Origin of the sequence: Ruminococcus sp. OM04-4AA (genome assembly GCF_003462585.1) — a bacterium.
GTDB lineage: Bacteria > Bacillota > Clostridia > Lachnospirales > Lachnospiraceae > Mediterraneibacter > Mediterraneibacter faecis.
Genome location: NZ_QTZH01000047.1, coordinates 1 through 18,946 on the forward strand (window position 1 = coordinate 1; position 18,946 = coordinate 18,946).

18 protein-coding genes and 2 pseudogenes are annotated in these 18,946 nt (G+C 36.7%); 4 read left to right on the forward strand and 16 right to left on the reverse strand.

All coding sequences use genetic code 11. From position 1 onward, the window contains the following. Positions 1–347 precede the first annotated feature (347 nt). On the forward strand, positions 348–881 hold the full coding sequence (locus DXB52_RS11985) for a trypsin-like serine peptidase (protein ID WP_117569601.1): 534 nt from the start codon (positions 348–350) through the stop codon (positions 879–881). Between the two features lie 152 nt (positions 882–1,033). On the opposite strand, the gene DXB52_RS11990 is transcribed toward DXB52_RS11985, so the two are convergent. The 4 genes from DXB52_RS11990 to DXB52_RS12000 all read right to left on the reverse strand — a co-directional run bounded on the left by DXB52_RS11990 (position 1,034) and on the right by DXB52_RS12000 (position 4,434). Continuing rightward, a complete protein-coding gene (locus DXB52_RS11990) occupies positions 1,034–1,711 on the reverse strand; it encodes a M20/M25/M40 family metallo-hydrolase (protein WP_118107473.1) in 678 nt (225 codons plus the stop codon). A 49-nt stretch (positions 1,712–1,760) separates the two neighbouring features. After that, the gene (locus tag DXB52_RS16190) at positions 1,761–1,925 is read right to left on the reverse strand and encodes a hypothetical protein (protein WP_181988435.1); all 165 of its coding nucleotides are present in this window, start codon (positions 1,923–1,925) and stop codon (positions 1,761–1,763) included. A 101-nt stretch (positions 1,926–2,026) separates the two neighbouring features. Then, on the reverse strand, positions 2,027–3,115 hold the full coding sequence (locus DXB52_RS11995; RefSeq protein ID WP_020436878.1) for a DUF917 domain-containing protein: 1,089 nt from the start codon (positions 3,113–3,115) through the stop codon (positions 2,027–2,029). Positions 3,116–3,144: 29 nt separating this feature from the next. Continuing rightward, positions 3,145–4,434 (reverse strand): cytosine permease, encoded by a 1,290-nt coding sequence (locus DXB52_RS12000; RefSeq protein WP_055148837.1) that lies wholly within the window; start codon positions 4,432–4,434, stop codon positions 3,145–3,147. A 168-nt stretch (positions 4,435–4,602) separates the two neighbouring features. Between DXB52_RS12000 and DXB52_RS12005 the strand changes: the two genes are divergently transcribed. After that, positions 4,603–6,171, forward strand: a complete 1,569-nt coding sequence (locus DXB52_RS12005; RefSeq protein WP_181989202.1) for a PucR family transcriptional regulator — start codon at positions 4,603–4,605, stop codon at positions 6,169–6,171. Between the two features lie 1,182 nt (positions 6,172–7,353). On the opposite strand, the gene DXB52_RS12015 is transcribed toward DXB52_RS12005, so the two are convergent. The 3 genes from DXB52_RS12015 to DXB52_RS12025 form a co-directional block, all read right to left on the reverse strand. Next, positions 7,354–7,668 carry a type II toxin-antitoxin system RelE/ParE family toxin gene (locus DXB52_RS12015; RefSeq protein ID WP_015527711.1) on the reverse strand — a complete coding sequence of 105 codons (315 nt, stop codon included), beginning with the start codon at positions 7,666–7,668 and terminating at the stop codon, positions 7,354–7,356. Then, positions 7,658–7,951 carry a type II toxin-antitoxin system RelB/DinJ family antitoxin gene (locus DXB52_RS12020; protein ID WP_118107479.1) on the reverse strand — a complete coding sequence of 98 codons (294 nt, stop codon included), beginning with the start codon at positions 7,949–7,951 and terminating at the stop codon, positions 7,658–7,660. Before DXB52_RS12020 ends, DXB52_RS12015 begins: the two co-directional genes overlap by 11 nt. Positions 7,952–8,081: 130 nt before the next feature. Next, on the reverse strand, positions 8,082–8,771 hold the full coding sequence (locus DXB52_RS12025) for a tyrosine-type recombinase/integrase (protein ID WP_226901404.1): 690 nt from the start codon (positions 8,769–8,771) through the stop codon (positions 8,082–8,084). On the opposite strand from DXB52_RS12025, the gene DXB52_RS17300 reads away from it, so the two are divergent. Together DXB52_RS17300 and DXB52_RS12030 are read left to right on the forward strand one after the other, a co-directional pair. Then, the gene (locus DXB52_RS17300; RefSeq protein ID WP_015527714.1) at positions 8,713–8,838 is read left to right on the forward strand and encodes a hypothetical protein; all 126 of its coding nucleotides are present in this window, start codon (positions 8,713–8,715) and stop codon (positions 8,836–8,838) included. The genes DXB52_RS12025 and DXB52_RS17300 overlap by 59 nt on opposite strands. Before the next feature lie 35 nt (positions 8,839–8,873). Then, on the forward strand, positions 8,874–9,314 hold the full coding sequence (locus DXB52_RS12030) for an ImmA/IrrE family metallo-endopeptidase (RefSeq protein WP_015527715.1): 441 nt from the start codon (positions 8,874–8,876) through the stop codon (positions 9,312–9,314). A gap of 177 nt (positions 9,315–9,491) precedes the next feature. On the opposite strand, the gene DXB52_RS12035 is transcribed toward DXB52_RS12030, so the two are convergent. The 9 genes and pseudogenes from DXB52_RS12035 to DXB52_RS12080 form a co-directional block, all read right to left on the reverse strand. Next, positions 9,492–10,064, reverse strand: a complete 573-nt coding sequence (locus tag DXB52_RS12035) for a CDP-alcohol phosphatidyltransferase family protein (protein ID WP_055053943.1) — start codon at positions 10,062–10,064, stop codon at positions 9,492–9,494. Beyond that, entirely contained in the window at positions 10,054–11,118 is a 1,065-nt protein-coding gene (locus DXB52_RS12040; protein WP_055166963.1) for an FUSC family protein, read from the reverse strand. The genes DXB52_RS12035 and DXB52_RS12040 overlap by 11 nt, the downstream gene beginning before the upstream one ends. A 31-nt stretch (positions 11,119–11,149) precedes the next feature. Further along, positions 11,150–12,192, reverse strand: a pseudogene (locus DXB52_RS12045) (HAMP domain-containing sensor histidine kinase). Beyond that, entirely contained in the window at positions 12,192–12,902 is a 711-nt protein-coding gene (locus DXB52_RS12050; protein WP_003693048.1) for a response regulator transcription factor, read from the reverse strand. Before DXB52_RS12050 ends, DXB52_RS12045 begins: the two are co-directional and overlap by 1 nt. Continuing rightward, positions 12,881–14,314: a phospholipase D family protein gene (locus DXB52_RS12055; RefSeq protein ID WP_055166961.1), complete on the reverse strand. Its 1,434-nt coding sequence runs from the start codon at positions 14,312–14,314 to the stop codon at positions 12,881–12,883. Before DXB52_RS12055 ends, DXB52_RS12050 begins: the two co-directional genes overlap by 22 nt. Before the next feature lie 289 nt (positions 14,315–14,603). Then, a pseudogene (cls, locus tag DXB52_RS12060) lies at positions 14,604–16,161 on the reverse strand (cardiolipin synthase). A 35-nt stretch (positions 16,162–16,196) separates the two neighbouring features. Continuing rightward, on the reverse strand, positions 16,197–16,487 hold the full coding sequence (locus tag DXB52_RS12065) for a GTP pyrophosphokinase (RefSeq protein ID WP_472520128.1): 291 nt from the start codon (positions 16,485–16,487) through the stop codon (positions 16,197–16,199). A 237-nt stretch (positions 16,488–16,724) separates the two neighbouring features. Further along, entirely contained in the window at positions 16,725–17,339 is a 615-nt protein-coding gene (locus DXB52_RS12070) for a helix-turn-helix domain-containing protein (protein ID WP_008393242.1), read from the reverse strand. 369 nt (positions 17,340–17,708) lie between these two features. Next, a complete protein-coding gene (locus DXB52_RS12080) occupies positions 17,709–18,380 on the reverse strand; it encodes a helix-turn-helix domain-containing protein (RefSeq protein ID WP_008393244.1) in 672 nt (223 codons plus the stop codon). Positions 18,381–18,946: the final 566 nt, after the last annotated feature.

Genomic DNA, 18,946 nt, shown 5'->3' on the forward strand with positions numbered 1-18,946 from the left:
ATTATCCCAATAATATTGCTATAAAAGACGAATTTGAGAATGTATATTGGATAAAGCCATTTGGAGATTTTGAGGATAAATATGAGATAGGGGAGGAGGTAAAAGTATACAAATTAATTATCCCAATAATATTGCTATAAAAGACGAATTTGAGAATGTATATTGGATAAAGCCATTTGGAGATTTTGAGGATAAATATGAGATAGGGGAGGAGGTAAAAGTATATTATTATCCGAATTCAGAAGATGGCTCCAATGAAAATACATTATCCCATTCTATTGTATTCAGTAGATGATGTTGTTATTTATGAAGGAGGCAACTAAATCAGAGCTAAACAAAAATTTAAATTGAGTGCTACTATTATAGGAATATGCTTTTTGTTACATGGAATACCTGTATTTGCAGCCGAATCAAGTGAAATGATAGAGTTTGATTTAAAGACTAATGAGATGAAGACAGTAGAAATTGAGGAACAAAATAGTGATTCAGTTGACTCATACATTCCAGAGGGAATCAGTACTGGAATTCAAACATATGGAGCGATTATTGATGGTGATGATAGGTATAGAATTCCTGCTAGTTTATCAAGTACAACTTTCCCATATTGCTCTTATGGTGTTGTGAGTTGTACTAGGCCCGATGGAACAAGTTCATTTGGAACAGGATGGCTTTTTGGTCCGAACGATGTGGCAACAGCTGCGCATGTTGTATATAGTCAAGAGAATGGTGGATATCCTTCTTCTATTATTTTTTATCCCGGGGTTAATAACAGTGGATCAATAGTAGGGGCATCTTATAAGGCAACAATTGCGGTGCTACCGGCAACGTATCAAAGCGAACGTGATGCGACGAAAGATTATGCTTTTTTCATAGTAAAATAGAGCGGCGTATACCCCCTGATAGATAATATCGAAAAAACTCTAAAAAGGGATCATTACGACGCTCTATGTTTGAAAGCCTTAGCAACAAAATCAAATCTGCTAAAAGAATAGATTATGGTTACAGGAATGATGAGCACTTTTTTTCCTGATTATTATTCTGAAACAAGTCTTTTAATTGCAGTCTTATAGATTTCTTTAGCAAGGATCAAATCAGACAAATAGATATATTCATTTGCCTGATGTTCTGTCAATTCTCTACCTGGTAGCATAGGGCCGAAGGCAACAATTCCATTCATTGCTCTTGCATAGGTTCCGCCACCGATGACCGTTGGTTCGCTCATGTCTCCGGTTTCATCGCGATAAGCGGAAAGAAGAGTTTGGATAACAGCACCGTTCTTGTCCATATAAACATGAGGTTTATTTGTAATAACCTCTACCTTAACATCACTGAAACCATTTTCTGAAAGATGACTATTAATGGCATTTACAATGTCTTCGAGATTGAAGGTTACAGGATAACGTAAGTCAATGTATAGAACAATATCATCGCCAACAGTTTCAATCTTACCAATGTTGTAGCTTGCTGGACCACTTGCTTCATCTGAGACCTGTCCGCCAAGACTTTCGTCGTTATATTCTAGCTTAATAAATTCGTGGAAGAACTCAATAAGTTTGCAATCTGTAACAACTCCACTCAGTTCATTCATCATCTTTGAAATGGCGTTTTCTCCGTCCTCAGGAGTACTTCCATGGGCCGCCTTACCTGTTACAGAGAGAGTCTTTGTTTCTCCATGAACAGAGTATGACGCAGTGCAGCTGTCGGGAACCATATTTATGGCTGTTCCGCCAGAAACATTGTTGAATCAAGTATCGGACTTCTTAAAAGCAATTTTTAGTCTCAAACCCGTAGCTCTTGCATATTTCTAGAGCTTTATTTAGGGCCATGTGTACACCTTCTCCAAAAGGATAAGCGCTGGACAAGTCCTTTTCGCACACACTGTTGATATTAATTATAGAACGTAAATCATCAATCATCTTTTCCATTTTTATCACTCCCTTACTTCTTCGCGATAGTTCCTCGCAATAATTTCTAAAACAAAAGCCGATCATATATTATTATACAACCGGCCCTTGTACATCTTCAATTATTTTTCAAATGGTTTGTATTCAACATCAAATCCAAAGTGCTTAGGTCCGAAGCATTCCAAACCTTCTGGAGTAGTCCAGATTTCAGGGGATGGAAGTGCAATTACTGTCATCTTATCACCAACTTCAAAATTAGGTGTAGTCATTGGATTTCCTTCTCCGTTAATCATGCAGATTAGGTCTGGAGCAATTACATCAACTTCGCCATTGCGGTATGAGATGATGTTTTCGTTCTTAAACCAGATGCGATATGCTTCGTCCGTATAATCTCTTTCGCCCTTTAGATGAATTTCACCAAAGTTGAAGCCATCTCTTGTTTCACAAGTGTAATCTGAAATGTGGCCTCTGAATAATACTTTACCTTCTTTATCATCACAGATAGCAGAAGCAACATCTCCGCCAGCTTCCTTTGTTTCTCTAAGAACTCTACCGATTTCCTGAGCGTAAGTAATTGCACCAGGAATTAGAGAATTCTTGATAACCTTACCAACGTTTGCGTGATCAGCTACACCTACAAGGTTGTCACTTACAACAGCAATAGCTCTAACGATATCTTCAGCTCTTAGGTCATCCGCTACATTCTGAATTACAATTTTTTCACCAAATTTTGTAGCTACGCCCATAGGGAAAATAGGAACGTTCTTTACATAGTATGTAGAATGCTGCAGTTCAGGAACTGAACGTCCGGCTGGGTCAGCGTCAATAAGAGGTAAATCCATTAACAGTGCAACGTGAAGAGCCTCAGCTGTATTTTCTCCACCTAATTCAGTTGAGCCAATTGCATACATTTTCTTACCTAAAGATTCCTCTAGAGCCTGTACAGCTAAAACTGCGGGAGCTGTTTCGCTATGCTTCAGATGAGCTAATCTAGGATCAGGTTTAGCTGATGGAGCACCGCAACCATAAGGAGTAACAACATACTCGTCATCTGGAAGTTCATCTAAAGTGATTAATTTTAGAGTTTTTCCCTTTTCGAAATGTTCTTCTAAAAGAGCCAAACCGTCAGCAAGTGGACCGCCACCACCGGTACCAAGCACTGCACATCCGTACAATAGATCGATCATGTCCTGTTTGTTTAATTCTCTCATTTTTCTGTCTCCTCTTTTTTTGTGATAATTTATGCTATATTTTCGGCGTTATCTCTTGATGCAGATGGAATAAAGCGCTCTGCAATAAGATAGATAACAAAACCTATAATGATACCAACGAATTCAATTTTAACTAGTGTATAAGAAATAATTGCACCTAATGCCCAAGCAATTACACCAGCCCAGTTTACACCGTCCTGTGGTCTAAAGTTCTTAGCTTTACCTTTTCCTACAACCCAGTAGTCAGCAAGAATTACTCCGCCAACAGGACAAACAACGTATGATAGTAAGCTTAACACTCCCTCAACGTGTCCCAAGATACCCAGGTCGCATAATACAATACCAACAATTCCTGAAATTAAAGTAGCTTCTCTTCTTCGGTTATCTTTAAGCTTAAGTGCCATAACAATGTTAAGACCTGCGCTGTAAGCATTTGTTGAGTTAGTTGTCCATGTTGAAATAACAAGTGCAATGATGCCCAGGAGTGGAAGTCCTACTTCAATTAGAACCATACTGATATCATACTGTCCTGATAGCTTTGTAAGAACGATTCCCATAATCAGAGTTATTACACCCATTGGGAATACACCGTAGAATACAGATTTAACAGTGTCTTTTCTGCTTTTCTGGAATCTAGTATAGTCAGGACCAGTGATTGTACCTACAGCAGTGAAGTTAAATGATAGTGCTACACCTGACATGAAGCTCATAGATTGTACAGTTCCTTCATCGTTAAGGTTTCCTGTTCCGTAAACCTTAAATGCTAGGAATGTTCCGTAGCACATAATGATCATTAGTAATGGAATAGAAATCTTGTCTAGTTTTTCTAGCGCATGCACTCCATATACTGCAGTCAGAAGCATTATGATTCCCCAAATTGTGTTTGAAACTACAACTGGAATATCCCATCCGGTCATAGCTAGCATTGCGTTACTGAAGGCTTCTCCACATACTCCATTCTGGATTCCAAACCAGCCAATCATGTTAACAGCAAAGATTGTACTTACGATAAATCTAGCTCCGCTTTTTCCAAAGCCGGCCTGACAGCATGTGCAGGATGCTAGTCCAAGGTCACAGCCTATCATTCCCGTTGCAACCATACCTACTACTACAATTAAGTAGCCTAGTGACCCTGAAATAATTGCTGGCCATATAGGCATTGCTTCCGCTAATAACGCTCCCAATAGGAATGCAGGAACGCATACACATATGCCGGCCTGAACGAAGGCTAACGAAATCCAGTCTTTTCTGTCTTCAGCAGAAATCGCCTGCAGAGCTGTGACTTCTGCTTTCTTATCTTTATTTTCATTTGTACTCATAATGGGTACCTCCTTTTGAATCTTCTCTATGATAGCACACATTATTATAAATGATAATTATGCAGATGACAGAATTATTTATCAATCATATTGTGCTTTTGCACAAAAGCCTTGTTTATGACTGTGAGTTTTGATATCATAAAGGAAAAAATTATACTAGGAGGAGCCATGAGTGTTACTGTTCAAGATTGTTTAAGACTACCCTCTTTTCATTCTGCGAGAGTGATTGCAGGCAAGAATGGACTGGGTAGAATAGTATCATCAGTATCTGTAATAGAAATACCTGCAAAGTCTGTAGAGGCAATTAGTGTATTCAATCCCAATGAGTTGTTAGTCACGTCATTTTATTCAATTAAAGATGATCCTACTAGACAATGCGAGGAAATGAGAAACTTATATGATGCTGGAGGCGTTGCACTAGTGCTGTTTTACGTGGGTGATGTCATCCCTCAGGTGTCTGACGAGTTGTTGCAGACTGCAGACGTTATGAACATACCTTTAATTCTTATTGAAGACGAAGCAGAATATAGTGTTAGTTATAGTGATGTAATTAAAGATGTAATGGGGGCTGTTTTCTACGATCAGGCATCTACGGATTCCTTTTCAGACACTGTGGAGAATAGATTGAAGCAGATTCCTTACAATAAAAGAAGCATGGAAACCCTGCTAAATGTAATAGCTGAAACTTATAACTGTAACCTTGTGCTTTATAACAAAAACGGTTTATATTTCACATCTATATATAAGCCGTCCTTTGGACAATTTGGTCCAGAATTCTTTTTTAATGCCTTCGCTGATGGCTCAACGGACCTTTTCTGTAAAAGCATAATGTTGCAGGATAAGTCATTTTATTTGTATAGAAAAGAGTTCCCCCACGCAGGAAATACCTGGCTTACATTATATGCTTCAAGCAACGAAAACAGCATTAGTGAACAGAAGCTAGATGAAATTTGTGCATGCACAAATTTCTTCTCAACCTTATGGGGCTACACCCTCGATATGCAGAATTATAATACTGTTATTACTTTGATCTTGAAATCATCGCGCGTAATAGGAGAAAAATTCCTTGAAGCTAGTGGTGTGCCTTTTTCTAAGCTTTCAACTATTCTTGTAGTAGAATCGGAAAAAGACAATTTAACAGACATTCTTCGGCAGATTGAAGGCATATTGAAGGAAAGTGAAAGATTCTACGTTAAGGATATTATTGACGACAGACTTGTAATTCTAAGTTCTATAATGGTTTCCCAAAAGGATGATGGCATTATAGCTACGGAAATAGAGAAATGCATAAACGAGTATGAGGGAGCCTTGTTTTTCTTGGAGTCTAGCAAAAATCTAACTTCAATGAGGAAAATATACTCAGACTTTTGTGCAAATTCAGCAGCAATGAGCAAAATTTTCATCCACCGAAAATTTCGCGACATGTATGATGTTATATTTTCGCAGGAAATCACAAATCTAGCTATAAATAGAGGCAATCGAAACGATCAAATCAAATCCATAATAGAAGTCTTAAAGGACGACAGTAACAACCTGATGGAAACCCTTGCAGTGTACCTAATCGACTGCGACTCCCAGTTGAGCACCACTGCAGCCACCTTGTTTTTGCATAGAAATACTGTGACGTACAGGCTTAATAAGATAAAGCAGATAACAAACACCGATTTCACCCTTATGCCGGCCACCTATGATTTTTATCTAGCAGCTGCGCTGTGGCGGTTAAACGAAAATTCCTAATGTGAGAATTTCAAATCAAAGTCTATCACTCGTGATTGACAAAATATGACGAGGGCTTTATTGCAGTGGTGCGCTCGGTGAGCACAACCTTACATACAAAATTAGGAGAATCTTCCATTTTGTATGTAGGGGTGTTTCAGCCCTCCTTTAGTACTGCGATTCGTGTTGTGATCAGTTGTTTAGTCTGTTCTATATATTTCTCCGGCAAATAGGAATCTTCACATGCACATAAAAGTTTGTCTTCTAGAGAACACATTTTAGGCACAGTTTTGATTCCAGCAATTTTGGCGGCTACCATGACGAAGTTTTCGAATTCTGGCAAATTATCATATTCCTCAGTCTGTGGTTTCTATTTCAATTTCTACTATGGTTTCGCCTTTCCAATTACTTTTTTCTTTTACTTTCTGCATGATTTACCTCCTTATCTTAGGACAACAAAAAACCCGTCCAAACTAGAATTTTTTATAAATCTAGTCTGAACGGGCATGCCATTCGTTCGTTAGCAGGACTGTAAATTTTTCTTGTTAGCAAATGACTGCTTTTTATTAGCTGTCAGCTAACATTTTTATGGATTTGTTAGCAGAAACAGCTGATTTTCAAAGCAATTATTTTTCGAAAAAAGAAAAAAGCGGATAACGATTTTGCTAATCAGCTAATCATTTCCGCCTCTTATCAAGCGTTCCCTGTAGGAATCGAACCTACAATAAAGTCTTAGGAGTTATACAGGGAGCTGTCAATGTTTGATAGTTTCTGTATGAAAAAGCCCGATTTTTCTTATGAAAAACGGCTTTCCAATTTTTATCCAGTCAATTACTGTAATCAGCTATAAACCTTAGATAAGTACAGCTTGTTAGCAACTTTTTAGCTACAGCTAATATTTGGGGAAGTATGTAATGATACTAACTACATCAATCCTATGACTACCATTCCCTTAGAGGTGGAAATGATATCTATATTTAATTGACTAGATTTATATTTATAATATACAACGTGAGCGTGTATTTGTCTATGGAAATTTCGACTACTTTTTATTTTTGAAATTAGGGGATTTTCCAATAATGCATTTCCATTAAAACCAACGCTTCCTTATAGACGCTATATTATTTATTCTTTCCAAATAGGTGCAAAAAAAGAGCATTTACGGTTTTACGGTAAATACTCTTTTTACTGCCAATATTCAATTTATATCATTCGGTTTTCATAATCTTGTAATTCATGGAAAATATCATCCACATATACAACATCATTTTCTATTCTGTACAACATAAAGTATCTGTGCTGTTGAAAATTTATTCGACGATATCCAAGGCTCTGTAAACGCGGATTGTCGCATACATTCAAACTACTCGCTACATACTTCAACTTTTTAATAGTATCCTCAAAATCATCAAGCACATTTTTGGCTGCCTGCTTATTTTTCTTGGCAAAAAGCAGATACTGTATAAACTGGTTCAAGTCTTCTTCTGCTTCAGCTGTTACAACTACTTTATAATCCATATTTTCCTCTCATATCTGAAATCACATCATCTGCATTTCGGTAATTTTCCTTTTTTGAAGATTCTCTGGATTGTTCCAGTCTTTGAAGCATCTCTTCTTCTGTCATAGATGTATAAGGATTATGCACAGTTCGTTTTATTTCAAATGGAAATCCATTATATGCAACCGCCTGCGTTAAAAACATCCTTATTGCTGATGTCGTATCAGTTCCAAGATCTTTAAAAAGCTGATCTGATTTATTTTTTAAGTCATCGTCTACCCTGATCTGAATTGTACTTGCCATTTTAGAAACCTCCTTTTTTCTTCATTATAATGCCATTTCATTGCTGATTCAATACAATTGTATTGATGTTTTGCTCGCTTTTATTGAATAATTTCTATAGGCATGATGGAGATAGACTCACTACTTTTCATTACTTCATTGTCTTAGCCAGCGAATTAAGCAACGCCCGCATTTCCGGATTCGCCAGAGCTTTCATCAATAATTCCATATCGACTTCTTCAGAAACCATATTTGGCTCAAGATTATTTTTCTTGTAAAATGCATCTTCAAATAATTCAGCGTTCTTTTTTCTGTCTTCATCAATAATATGGGAATACACATCTGTAACCATATCTGTCTGGGAATGGCCAGAATCGCCCTGCACAGCTTTTATATCACCTTTATTGAGCTTTAATTTATAGGTGACACTGCTATGACGCAAACTGTGAAATACAACTTTGGGGAGATGATGTTCTTCAATTAGTTTATTGAAGGATACTCGAATTGTTCCGGATTCTAATGGAGAGCCAAATTCACTTGTCATCACTAAGTTGTAATCATTATATTCCTCTCCAAGGATTGCTTTTGTATTAAGTTGTTTCAGTTTCCATTTTTGCAGCATTTCGGCAACACTTCTTGGTAGAAAAACTTTACGTACACTACTTTCTGTTTTCGGTATTTTCAGAACAAGAAGAGTAGTATTCTTTGTATGACTTCTTCTATCTAAAAAATAAGTGTATGTTACAATACATTTATAAAATATGTAGGGGGATTCAGAAACTATGAAGGAAGCATTTAAAAAGCATAAAAAAGTTGTCGTATTTGTTGCAGCTATTATAATTATTATCATATGTTGCATTGCTGGTTATATGGCAAAAATCAAATATGAGCAGAAACAAAGAAATTAATCAAGAAATATGGAACCCGAGATCCATTTGAGATCATGGATCAGATGAACATTGTTGTCGGGGAAACTTCCAGATATAAGACACTGAAAGGATACTGTTTTATGAGCTGTAAGACAATCTATGTCATGATCAGCAGTTTCCTTTCAGAAGAAGAAAAGATGATCGTTGCCGCCCATGAATTAGGGCATATCATCCTGCATCGTTCCCAGCTGAAAATGGCTCCAATGCAAGATGATACACTCTACAATATGACAGATAATACAGAATATCAGGCCAATCTGTTTGCTGCCGATCTACTGATTGAAGATGAAGACATTGAAGAGATGGTTCAGAACGAAGATCTGGATTATTTCGGCCTCTGCAGTTCATTGAATGCGACTCCGGAACTCATGAGCTTTAAACTATACAGCCTGGCAAAACGAGGCCAGGCTTATCATATGCCGATGGAGATTCAGAGCAATTTCCTGGCGAAATAAAGTAAATAAAGATCCTGTTCTATATATCATAGTATGAACAGGATCTTTTTATAATGATTTATTTTCTATTTAAAATTTTATTAAACCGACTAAAGACTCCATAGTTTGTGTGTTTGACTTACTGTTTATATCTATCTTCTCCTAAATATTTTTCTAGTCATTGCAATATAAAATTGCTTATACAGTCTCTCCCTTAAGAGTCCTGGTATTTTGGATAATATACAGAGCGACCGATATGACCATCATTATAGCGCACAAACCAATCAACAGATCTGATACCATCGGTGTAATGTGGAACCATATAATATGCACCGCTGCAGTTCCATATAATAAAAAGGTTACTATCTTTCCATGCCAGTCTGCACCATGTACTTTTCCTGTCTTTTGTATCACAAGACATCCACTGACTACCATATACAGCTCCTTACCTGCCATTATTACGATTAAAAGAAGCACATGCGGAAAACGAGTAAACAGACAGATTAACATCGCTGCCTGTGTCAGCTTATCAGCCACTGGATCAAGTATTTTTCCTAAATTACTAATCCTATGGAATCTTCTTGCGATATATCCATCAGCAAGATCCGTAAGACCAGACAGCAATAAGATTTCACCAGCTAACAGAGGATTTTTCTTTACACAATAGCTCCATATAATTACCGGAATCAGACAAAGCCGAAAAAAAGAAAGAAGATTAGGAACCGTAATAATTCTATTCAAATTTTCTTCCTGATTCACTTCACTCTGCATGTACGGTCACCTCACTTTCCTTTTTTTTAGACATAAACCAATAAAATATAACACAAAATGCTAAAGCAAACACAACACCAAAAACATTTTGAATCACTCTAAGACTAACCGCTCCTTGTAGTCCATAAGTCTCTGCAGCAATGGCTAAAGCACCAAATGTGTTAAATACTGCCTGCCAGCCATATTGTGCTGAAAGTCCTACACCGATTCCACCAAGAATTCCTATATATGCATAGATTGACGAAGGAAGCAGAAAATATAATACTGTAAAACATATAACACCTGCAATATTTCCGACAATCCTTTTACGGACTCTGTAGTGCATATCTTCCATAAACGGCAAAATCGCGGACATGGCCGCAATACCAGCCCACATTGCACGTGGCATATTACAAAGTTCTGCAATGCAAAGGACAATCGGTACGCATAAAATCTGACATATCTGCCATTTTGTTCTGGAAGAAGTGATATCAAATTCTTGTATCAGATCTTTCAGATTTCTTTTATAAGTTCTGTTTTTATGATTTCGATAAAATACGAAGCAGGTAAGTGCTGCACCTAAAGCCATTCCGACTAATCGCATCTGATAGCTTTTTCCCGTAACATCATAACCATATAGCAGCAGATACCCAAGAACCAATGTAGATTGATTAAACATGAATGGATTATGGCATCCGAACAGAATCAACACAGCCAGTGCCGCAATATTTAACAGCATTCCCAATACCGGTGAAAACTGATTTGCTAAATGCGGACATACAGTCATAATTACAAAGAACAAAGCCAAAAGCATCGTAGATTGTCCGGTGTGGATCCCCAGATCCGCATTCCGAAATACCATAAGGCATAATAAAACTACTACACCCACAATACTATTCTCATTTCCAAATAAGATACTGAAAATAGTAACAAATGAAAAACAAAATGCCATTGTAACAGCTATCTTTACCAAATATAGCAGTATATGATATGATTTTTCTTTCACTGTTTCACTCTTTTTCAACAGATTTTTAGAACCTGCCTGATTTAACTGCAATTCCTGATAAAATGTCATGTAATTCCTCCTCTATCTGTTTTTCTTAAACTTATATGGCCTCATCTTTCTGTATTGGAAGCTCTACAACAAATCTGCATCCACCATATTCACGGTTTTCTGCTTTGATTGTTCCTCCGGCACTATCTACAATCCGTTTTACAAGTGCAAGACCTAGGCCATTTCCTTCTGCTTTATGAGATCCATCTACCTGATAGAACTTGTCAAATATTCTGGATTTTACATCATCCTCTATTCCTGGTCCTTCATCTTCCAGAATGAACTTAACAGAATCCTGTTCTTGTTTCAGAAACATCGTAATTGTCCCCTTTGAAGGCTGAACTTAATCGCATTATCCAAAAGATTTATCCAGATATGCATAAAAAGTCCTTCATTCCCAGTATATTTAACTTCCTCCAATTCTACCTGAAAACCAATTTCTTTTTCTGTCCATTTTGTTTCCAATGAAAGAAATGCCTGGCGGATCTGTTCATCCAGACGATATTCTGTTTTTTTCATTGGTATATTCTGATTCTCTAACTTGGATAACAGCAAAATATTACCAACCAATCCGGAAAGTCTTTGGGTGTTAAATAAGATTTTTTCTACATATTCCTCTTGATCCGGAGACAGTTCTTCTCCCTGAAGCAGCATTGTATATCCTTCAATGGCATTAATCGGGGTCTTGAACTCATGAGAAACATTAGATACAAAATCCATCTGCAGCACCTCTGTTGCACGAAGTTCTTTTGTCATAACGTTAAAACTTTGATAAGATTCTCCAACTTCTGCTATACGGCTGTTCGTTTCCAAATGCTGTTCAAAATCTCCCTGAGAAACTTCCTTCATTGCTTTACCAAGTCTGGTAATTGGTTCCAGTAATTTTGCATTGATAAAGGAAGTGATCAGCCCTGCAATCAATGTATTGAAAATCAAAAGCCAGCCAAGCACAGGTATGCTGCCCGGCAGATTAAAAAAATGATTCAAAAAAGCAAATAATAAAGCAGATATGACTGTTGAAAATACAAGTGCCAGCCAGATTGCACCAGTCAGACAGGATCGGATCCGCAATCCTTTTTCTTTCTTTTGTTCCATTATTTTTTCACCACCTTGTATCCAATTCCACGCATTGTTACGATTTCAAAATCAGGGTTATCTTTAAAACGCTCTCTGATTCTTCCTATATGTACCTCTATCGTATGTGGGTCTGCCTCCGTCTCGTATCCCCATACTTCATCCATCAACTGTTGTTTTGTAAATGTTCTGCCTGGCGAAGCTGCAAGCTTATATAAAAGCAGGAATTCTTTTTTAGGCAAAACAAGACTTTCCTTATCAGTTGTAACCGTCATTGCATCATAATCAAACTCTGTTGAACCGATCACAATTTTGTGTTCATTCAGTATCTGTGCACGGCGAAGCAGTGCTCCGACTCTTAAAACCATTTCATTCACATTTACCGGTTTTACCATATAATCGTCACTTCCCGAAAGAAATCCCTGGCGCATATCATCAAAGGAACCTTTCGCAGTGATCATAAGCACTGGTATCTGATATCCTGCTGAGCGAAGTTCTGACACCAGTTCATAGCCATCCATAACCGGCATCATAATATCAGAAATGATCAGATCAATATATTCCTTATCCAATACTTCTAATGCCTGTGCTCCATCCGATGCACTTTTGACTTGATATCCATTCTTCTCAAGCACTTTTTGGAATAGCTGGCTTAATTCTTTATCATCTTCTACAATTAATATTTGAAACACGTTTTCCTTCCTCCTTATTAAAACAGATACCTTGCCCATCCAAGCAGATGCTGTACCAAAAATATTTTTCTCTGACGTTTCTTTGTTAATTCGATCGGCTCTACATGATATGGATCACGATAGGTTCCATTTTCCAATACCTGGCGGGACACTCTTTCATATTCCATCATGCCCTCTTCCAACTGTTTATTAATATCTTTACTGCGAATTACAAGCATCAGTTCCGTATCCAGATATGCACTTCTCATGTCCATATTAAAGGAACCGATTACAGACAGATCATCGTCAATCAGAATACTTTTTCCGTGGTATGAATAACCGCCTTCATATTCCCAAATATTAATTCCTGTACTTAAGATTCTATTTCTGTTTTTCGCATAATCGGCAGCCCCAAATGGATTCCCATTATTCGCAACTGAATTTGTCATGATAGAAAAATCTGAAACGTTCTCTGCAATCTCCTCCCATGTATTATACATCATATCATTACAGATAATATATGGCGTGTGGATCTTCACACGATTTTTTGCATTTTTCATCAATTCTCCCAACTGATACCACACTACTGGTTCTTTGGAACCTGTGTGAATAGGATTTGACACTAATGCAATCTTTTCTGTCTCAAAAGTTTCGTCCGTGTAATCGGTATCGCAGATTCTTTCCTTATTCTCTTCAAAATATTTCTGATAGCCGTTCTGCAGCTCTAAAACTGCGTTCTTTACAGATTTTCTATTTGCCAGTTTTTTATTGTCATGAAAATAACCACTGTCTTCTTGTTCCCATATCGTTTCAAAATACTCTAACAACTGGTTAACTGAATTTTCTTTCTCAGGTTCATCGCAAACCACTAACACGTCTCTGTCATAGTTCTTATGTCCCGGAAAATCCCCCAGGAAATAATTGTATGTATTTCTTCCCCCAAGAATATATCTCTTTCCATCTGCAATCAAATATTTATCATGCATTCTACCCATCATTTTCCACGGTTTCAACGGATTGGCCTTATTATATAGTTTAATTTCAACATTCTCATGGGAAGATAATCCATAGAAATACGGATTTCCTTCCATATCAATCCAGCTCTCCATTCCATCTACTAACAGACGAATATGTACACCTCTGTCTGCCGCATCATGCAGTGCTCCTAAGATCAATTTTCCACTTTCATCGGATTGAAATGCAAAAGTAGAAAGAATAATTTCCTTTTTTGCATTCTTAATCAAACGCACTCTTTGTAAAAGCGCTTCTGGATTCTTTTCTATGATTACTGCCCGTTCTGTATTTTCACTGCATTCGTTCCATGACCCATTTTTTGTTTCTTTTTTGGTTGTATTGGACACTTCCGGCTGCTTTTTATATGCAACGCAGATTCCGAGCAATTCATAAAAAGCCACACATAAAAAAATTGCCAGTATAACAAGAAGGATTTTACATATTTTATGCTTTTTCATTGTACATCACCTGATTCCTTTTTATTTCATACTTATACAATACAAAGTCAATCTCAATTTAACCTCAACAAAATTTATTTTTCATAAAAAATATGACCGGCTTCTTTTTAATGAAACAGTCATATTTTTATTCTAATATATGAAGGAGCTTTTCTTACTCCGTTGTATTAATCACTATCCATGCAAAATCTTCTTTGTACAACAGACTGTTAGATATAGCAAAAACGGCCTTTCAAAAACAATTAACTTCTAAATCAACTGTTTTTTGAAAGGTCGTTTCATCAGATTCTTATAGCAATCCAGCAAATAATCTCATAAATAATTGTCCCAGTCGCAAATATGCACTTCGTCCGGTTTGATATTGGTCTGTCACATCACGACATTCTCCCATCGTTCTTATCAGATCATTTTTTATTTCCACAACTGCCTGACAATCTGCCATAAAACAGCCGTTTCAAAATGGTGATATAAACTTCGATAATCCAGATTAATTGTTCCACAAGTTGCCATACAGTCATCTGCCACACTCATTTTTGCATGGCAGAAACCAGGAGTCCACTCATAAACACGAACACCATGTTTAACTAATCCATGATAAAAAGAACGAGTTATATTATAAATGAATTTTTTATCAGGGATACCAGGTGTGATAATTCTTACGTCTACCCCTCGCTTAGAAGCCAGACATAACGCATGCGTCATTTCATCTGTTATGATTAGATATGGAGTCATAAACCAACAATATTTTTCAGCTTTATTTATCATACTGATATAAACTTCTTCTCCTACTTGCTCATTATCCATAGGCTGTCTGCATAAGGTTGAACAAACCCAGTTTGCTGTGCCGCATAATCATAGTGGAAAAGGTATTTACTAAAATCAGAATCATTAGCATCCTTATCACTTACTGCATTCCACATTTCCAAAAATGTCACCGTAAGCGACTGAACAGCATCTCCTTCTAAACGAATACCTGTATCTTTCCACTGTCCATACGGGTGTGTGTAATTAAAATATTCGTTTGCTAGATTATATCCACCTGTAAATCCGACTTTTCCATCAATAACTGTTATTTTTCTATGATCACGATTGTTCAAAAACAGATTTAAACCTGGCATAAACGGATTGAATACACGGCAATGAATTCCTATTGCCTCCATCTTTTTCACAAAATCTGTGTTAATAAAGCCTATAGAACCCATATCATCGTAGAATACTCTAACTTCCACACCTGCTTTTACTCGCTCTTCCAGAACATCTTGAATCTTATGCCATGCTTCAGCGTCTTCTATCGCATGATATTCCATAAAGATAAACTTCTGTGCTTTCTCCAAATCCTTAATCTGTGCCTCTAATCCCTTCACTGCTTCATCAAAATACACAATATCCGTATTCTGATAGATTGGATACTGCGAATTTCTTTGTATGTAACTTGCTATATTTCCTGCTTTCGGAATTGTTTCTTTTATTCTGCTCAAACACTCCTGACTGTCCGGAAGCATTGGTAACAATTTGCTATCAATTTCTGCATATCGCTCACGCATTTTATGTGTGCCACCATTCAAACCAATCAACAAATACAAGCCTACACCCATAATTGGAAAAATTAGAATTAAGATGACCCAAGGCATTTTCATAGAGGATGTCTTATTTGATGCGTACAATCCCAAAACCAAGATCCCACTCAAAATCCTTGTAAATAAATTTATGATTTCTGCATATTCATTCAAGCGTGTTACGATAGTAATAATAAAAATCACTTCCAGAAGAATGCAGATTATGGAAAAGCACAGCCGTTTTACCCCATTTTTTGTTTTTGCTTTGCCCTCTAAAGTATCTTGTTTCATATATATTCCACCTTCCTACTTGCTCAGTTTTCTCCCTAAATTTCGTGGAACTTACCAATTTTGTCTTTTATTCTCTGCATTTCATTATCTGCTTCAATGATAGCTCTTGCAGAATGAAGTAATTCTTCACTTATCTCATCATAGCCAGGCATTTCTTCAATTCCTTTTTTATAGCGAAGTTGATGTTCCAATGTTGCCCAGAAATCCATACCATTGGTTCGAATCTGTAATTCTACACGCATAGGTGTTTTACCCTTAGCAAAAAATACTGGTATTTCAACAATCATATGATAGCTTCGATAACCATTCGATTTTGGATTTTTTATATAATCTTTAAATTAACTTTATATCTGATTTTTGATTATCCCTATAAATATTACACTTTCAAGCATTTCGAAGTATAGAAAAACACTCATTTTACCACGAATATACCACGATTGAACGAGCCTTGATATGACGATAAAATAGCACTAAAAAGACACCATTGACACATTGAAGTGGTGTCTTTTATTAATAAGCAGTCAATCCTAAGACTAACTGCTTTTGCAAAATAAAGGTAATCACTATTTTGTTTGTTTCTTTAGAATAATATAGCTTGCAATCACAACTACAAAGAATACTAACACGAAAACTAAAGTATGAAATATTCCTATCGGATAAGGTGCAATCCACCCTTCTAGTTTGAAAACCAATCCTGAAATATATCCTGTAATCATAGAAATAGGCATAAAAGCAACTCCGATTATATTAAGCCAATTTACATAAAAGGGGGATTTTTCTTCCGATAGTATTCTCGCTATAAAATATCCAACAATCCCTATAGCTTGAATAATCATTGAACCCCAAACTGCTTCCATTGTTTGTTCTGCATACCAATTACCAAATGCACAAAACAGCCCAATAGCAACAAAAGCTGTTGATGATATATAAAGTACCTTACTCGTAAGCTCTTTATTTTTTTGTTCTTTGTCTGCTACTGGTTCAATTCCCTTTAGGATATAGTCAGTTGTTACTCCAAAAAAATCACTCATTATAATTATTTTTTCTAAGTCAGGCGTACTTTGTTCACTTTCCCATTTGGAAACAGCCTGCCTTGAAACTCCAACTTTATCCGCAAGTTCCTCTTGTGATATTCCTTTTGATTTCCTTAAATATTGTATTCTGTCTGCCATATTCATTAGCTAACACTCCTTTCTTTCATGGTGTAATTTTAGCAATATTATCAGTTGCATAGCCACCATTTAGATATGGAAATATGTCAACTGGCAGTTGCAATGATGTTTTTTGACAAATCAGCAGAATATTCTTGCTTATAACGTAATTTAAACATATCCATATTATAACAGTTCCATATATCCGCCACAACAAAAATCAGCACACCCCCCTTGACATTTTTCTGTCTTGAAAAATACACACTTTTTCTTTCTTCCTCTTGATTACCAACCACAGAAAAGAAAAAGCCCTGTCAAGAGCCTTGCCACCATTGGTGGTGCTTTGCACTCTTTACTGGGCTTTTTGTTTGCTGTATCTTTCATTCAAGAGGAAAATTAAAGACCTCTGTTCCATTTCTCTTTCAGATAATCTTCATAGTCCGTTTCATCAAAATCTAACTGTGGCGAAGTGTCGGGAATGTTATTTCTGCTGTCTATGTCCGCAAGTTGACGGAATATCCAGTCATCATAAGGGTCATGGTATTTATACTCTTTGGGCTGTTCTCTGTATCGGTCTAACCCTCGCATTTCCTTATGTACTTTCATCATGCGTTCTATTTTTTGACGTTGTATCAACTGCTTGATTTCCATAAGTTCTTCTAACTCCGTAACCTCATTGGTAATGTAGTTATGGATATACTGTATGAGTTTGGTTTCCATGTAAAATCTGCATTCTTTTTCATCATTGAAAAATTCATTTTCAGACAGATAATCTAAGGAAACATTGAAGTCCTGTTCCCGTTTGATAATATCCATGATATATGGTTCGGTGTGGTCAATATACTTCCATTCTCCTGATAATAATTCATTGGGCGTTACTCCCAGCACGTCCATTATCTTTTCTAATGTGTCAAAGGTAGGATAATTCACACCCCGTTCAATCTTGGAAAGGCTCTGCATATTGATACCGATTTTATCCGCAAGTTCCTGTTGTTTCATTCCTCTGTGTTTTCTTATGGTCTGTATATTCTCTCCTAAGAAACTGATTTTCTTTTCGTAATGTTCCATAACTTAGTATAACCGCTCCTTTCGTTGCTTTTCTCGGTGTTTATAAGCATATCATACTTAATATTTATTAAAAAGTCAATCAAACTTCTTGACAAGTAATTCTAATGGCGTTATTATCGTATTAGATAGGGTGATTAAGCACGCTAGGGTCAATCACACGCTTGAGTAAGCATAGAAAAGATGTATTTTCATTTTGATAGCATGAATAAGCATGGACTATCAGACCGAAAATAAGGTTTCTGACTGGGGCTGTTCCGTTTAGCCACGAGTCTTACAAGGCTCGTGAGCGTTAAGAACGGATCAGACACAGGAAGAAAGGGAACGCCTTTAGGCGTTCATAAAGGGCGTATATGTAACACCGCCCTGCGTATACATGTCATAGTACCTAGAAACTGTGATAAATAAAGGAAAAAACACGATTTTTACCCCGCAAAAAAACGGGGCATACGAAAGGAGAAATGCACTATAACTACACACAAAAATTTATCCGTTAAGATTGATTACATCAGCATTGTATTTGATACTACAACCGCAGAAGATATCATCATGCACATTTTAGGTTTACC

What these genes read in the sequence shown, in the direction of transcription:
- DXB52_RS11995 (WP_020436878.1), bottom strand. Translation starts at nt 3,115, where the DNA reads ATGAGAGAATTAAACAAACAGGACATGATCGATCTATTGTACGGATGT.
- DXB52_RS12080 (WP_008393244.1), bottom strand. Translation starts at nt 18,380, where the DNA reads ATGGAACATTACGAAAAGAAAATCAGTTTCTTAGGAGAGAATATACAG.
- DXB52_RS12035 (WP_055053943.1), bottom strand. Translation starts at nt 10,064, where the DNA reads ATGCAGAGTGAAGTGAATCAGGAAGAAAATTTGAATAGAATTATTACG.
- DXB52_RS12040 (WP_055166963.1), bottom strand. Translation starts at nt 11,118, where the DNA reads ATGACATTTTATCAGGAATTGCAGTTAAATCAGGCAGGTTCTAAAAAT.
- DXB52_RS12070 (WP_008393242.1), bottom strand. Translation starts at nt 17,339, where the DNA reads ATGAATATGGCAGACAGAATACAATATTTAAGGAAATCAAAAGGAATA.
- DXB52_RS12055 (WP_055166961.1), bottom strand. Translation starts at nt 14,314, where the DNA reads ATGAAAAAGCATAAAATATGTAAAATCCTTCTTGTTATACTGGCAATT.
- DXB52_RS11990 (WP_118107473.1), bottom strand. Translation starts at nt 1,711, where the DNA reads ATGGTTCCCGACAGCTGCACTGCGTCATACTCTGTTCATGGAGAAACA.
- DXB52_RS12015 (WP_015527711.1), bottom strand. Translation starts at nt 7,668, where the DNA reads ATGGATTATAAAGTAGTTGTAACAGCTGAAGCAGAAGAAGACTTGAAC.
- DXB52_RS16190 (WP_181988435.1), bottom strand. Translation starts at nt 1,925, where the DNA reads ATGGAAAAGATGATTGATGATTTACGTTCTATAATTAATATCAACAGT.
- DXB52_RS12005 (WP_181989202.1), top strand. Translation starts at nt 4,603, where the DNA reads ATGAGTGTTACTGTTCAAGATTGTTTAAGACTACCCTCTTTTCATTCT.
- DXB52_RS12030 (WP_015527715.1), top strand. Translation starts at nt 8,874, where the DNA reads ATGGATCAGATGAACATTGTTGTCGGGGAAACTTCCAGATATAAGACA.
- DXB52_RS12050 (WP_003693048.1), bottom strand. Translation starts at nt 12,902, where the DNA reads ATGGGCAAGGTATCTGTTTTAATAAGGAGGAAGGAAAACGTGTTTCAA.
- DXB52_RS17300 (WP_015527714.1), top strand. Translation starts at nt 8,713, where the DNA reads ATGAAGGAAGCATTTAAAAAGCATAAAAAAGTTGTCGTATTTGTTGCA.
- DXB52_RS12000 (WP_055148837.1), bottom strand. Translation starts at nt 4,434, where the DNA reads ATGAGTACAAATGAAAATAAAGATAAGAAAGCAGAAGTCACAGCTCTG.
- DXB52_RS12020 (WP_118107479.1), bottom strand. Translation starts at nt 7,951, where the DNA reads ATGGCAAGTACAATTCAGATCAGGGTAGACGATGACTTAAAAAATAAA.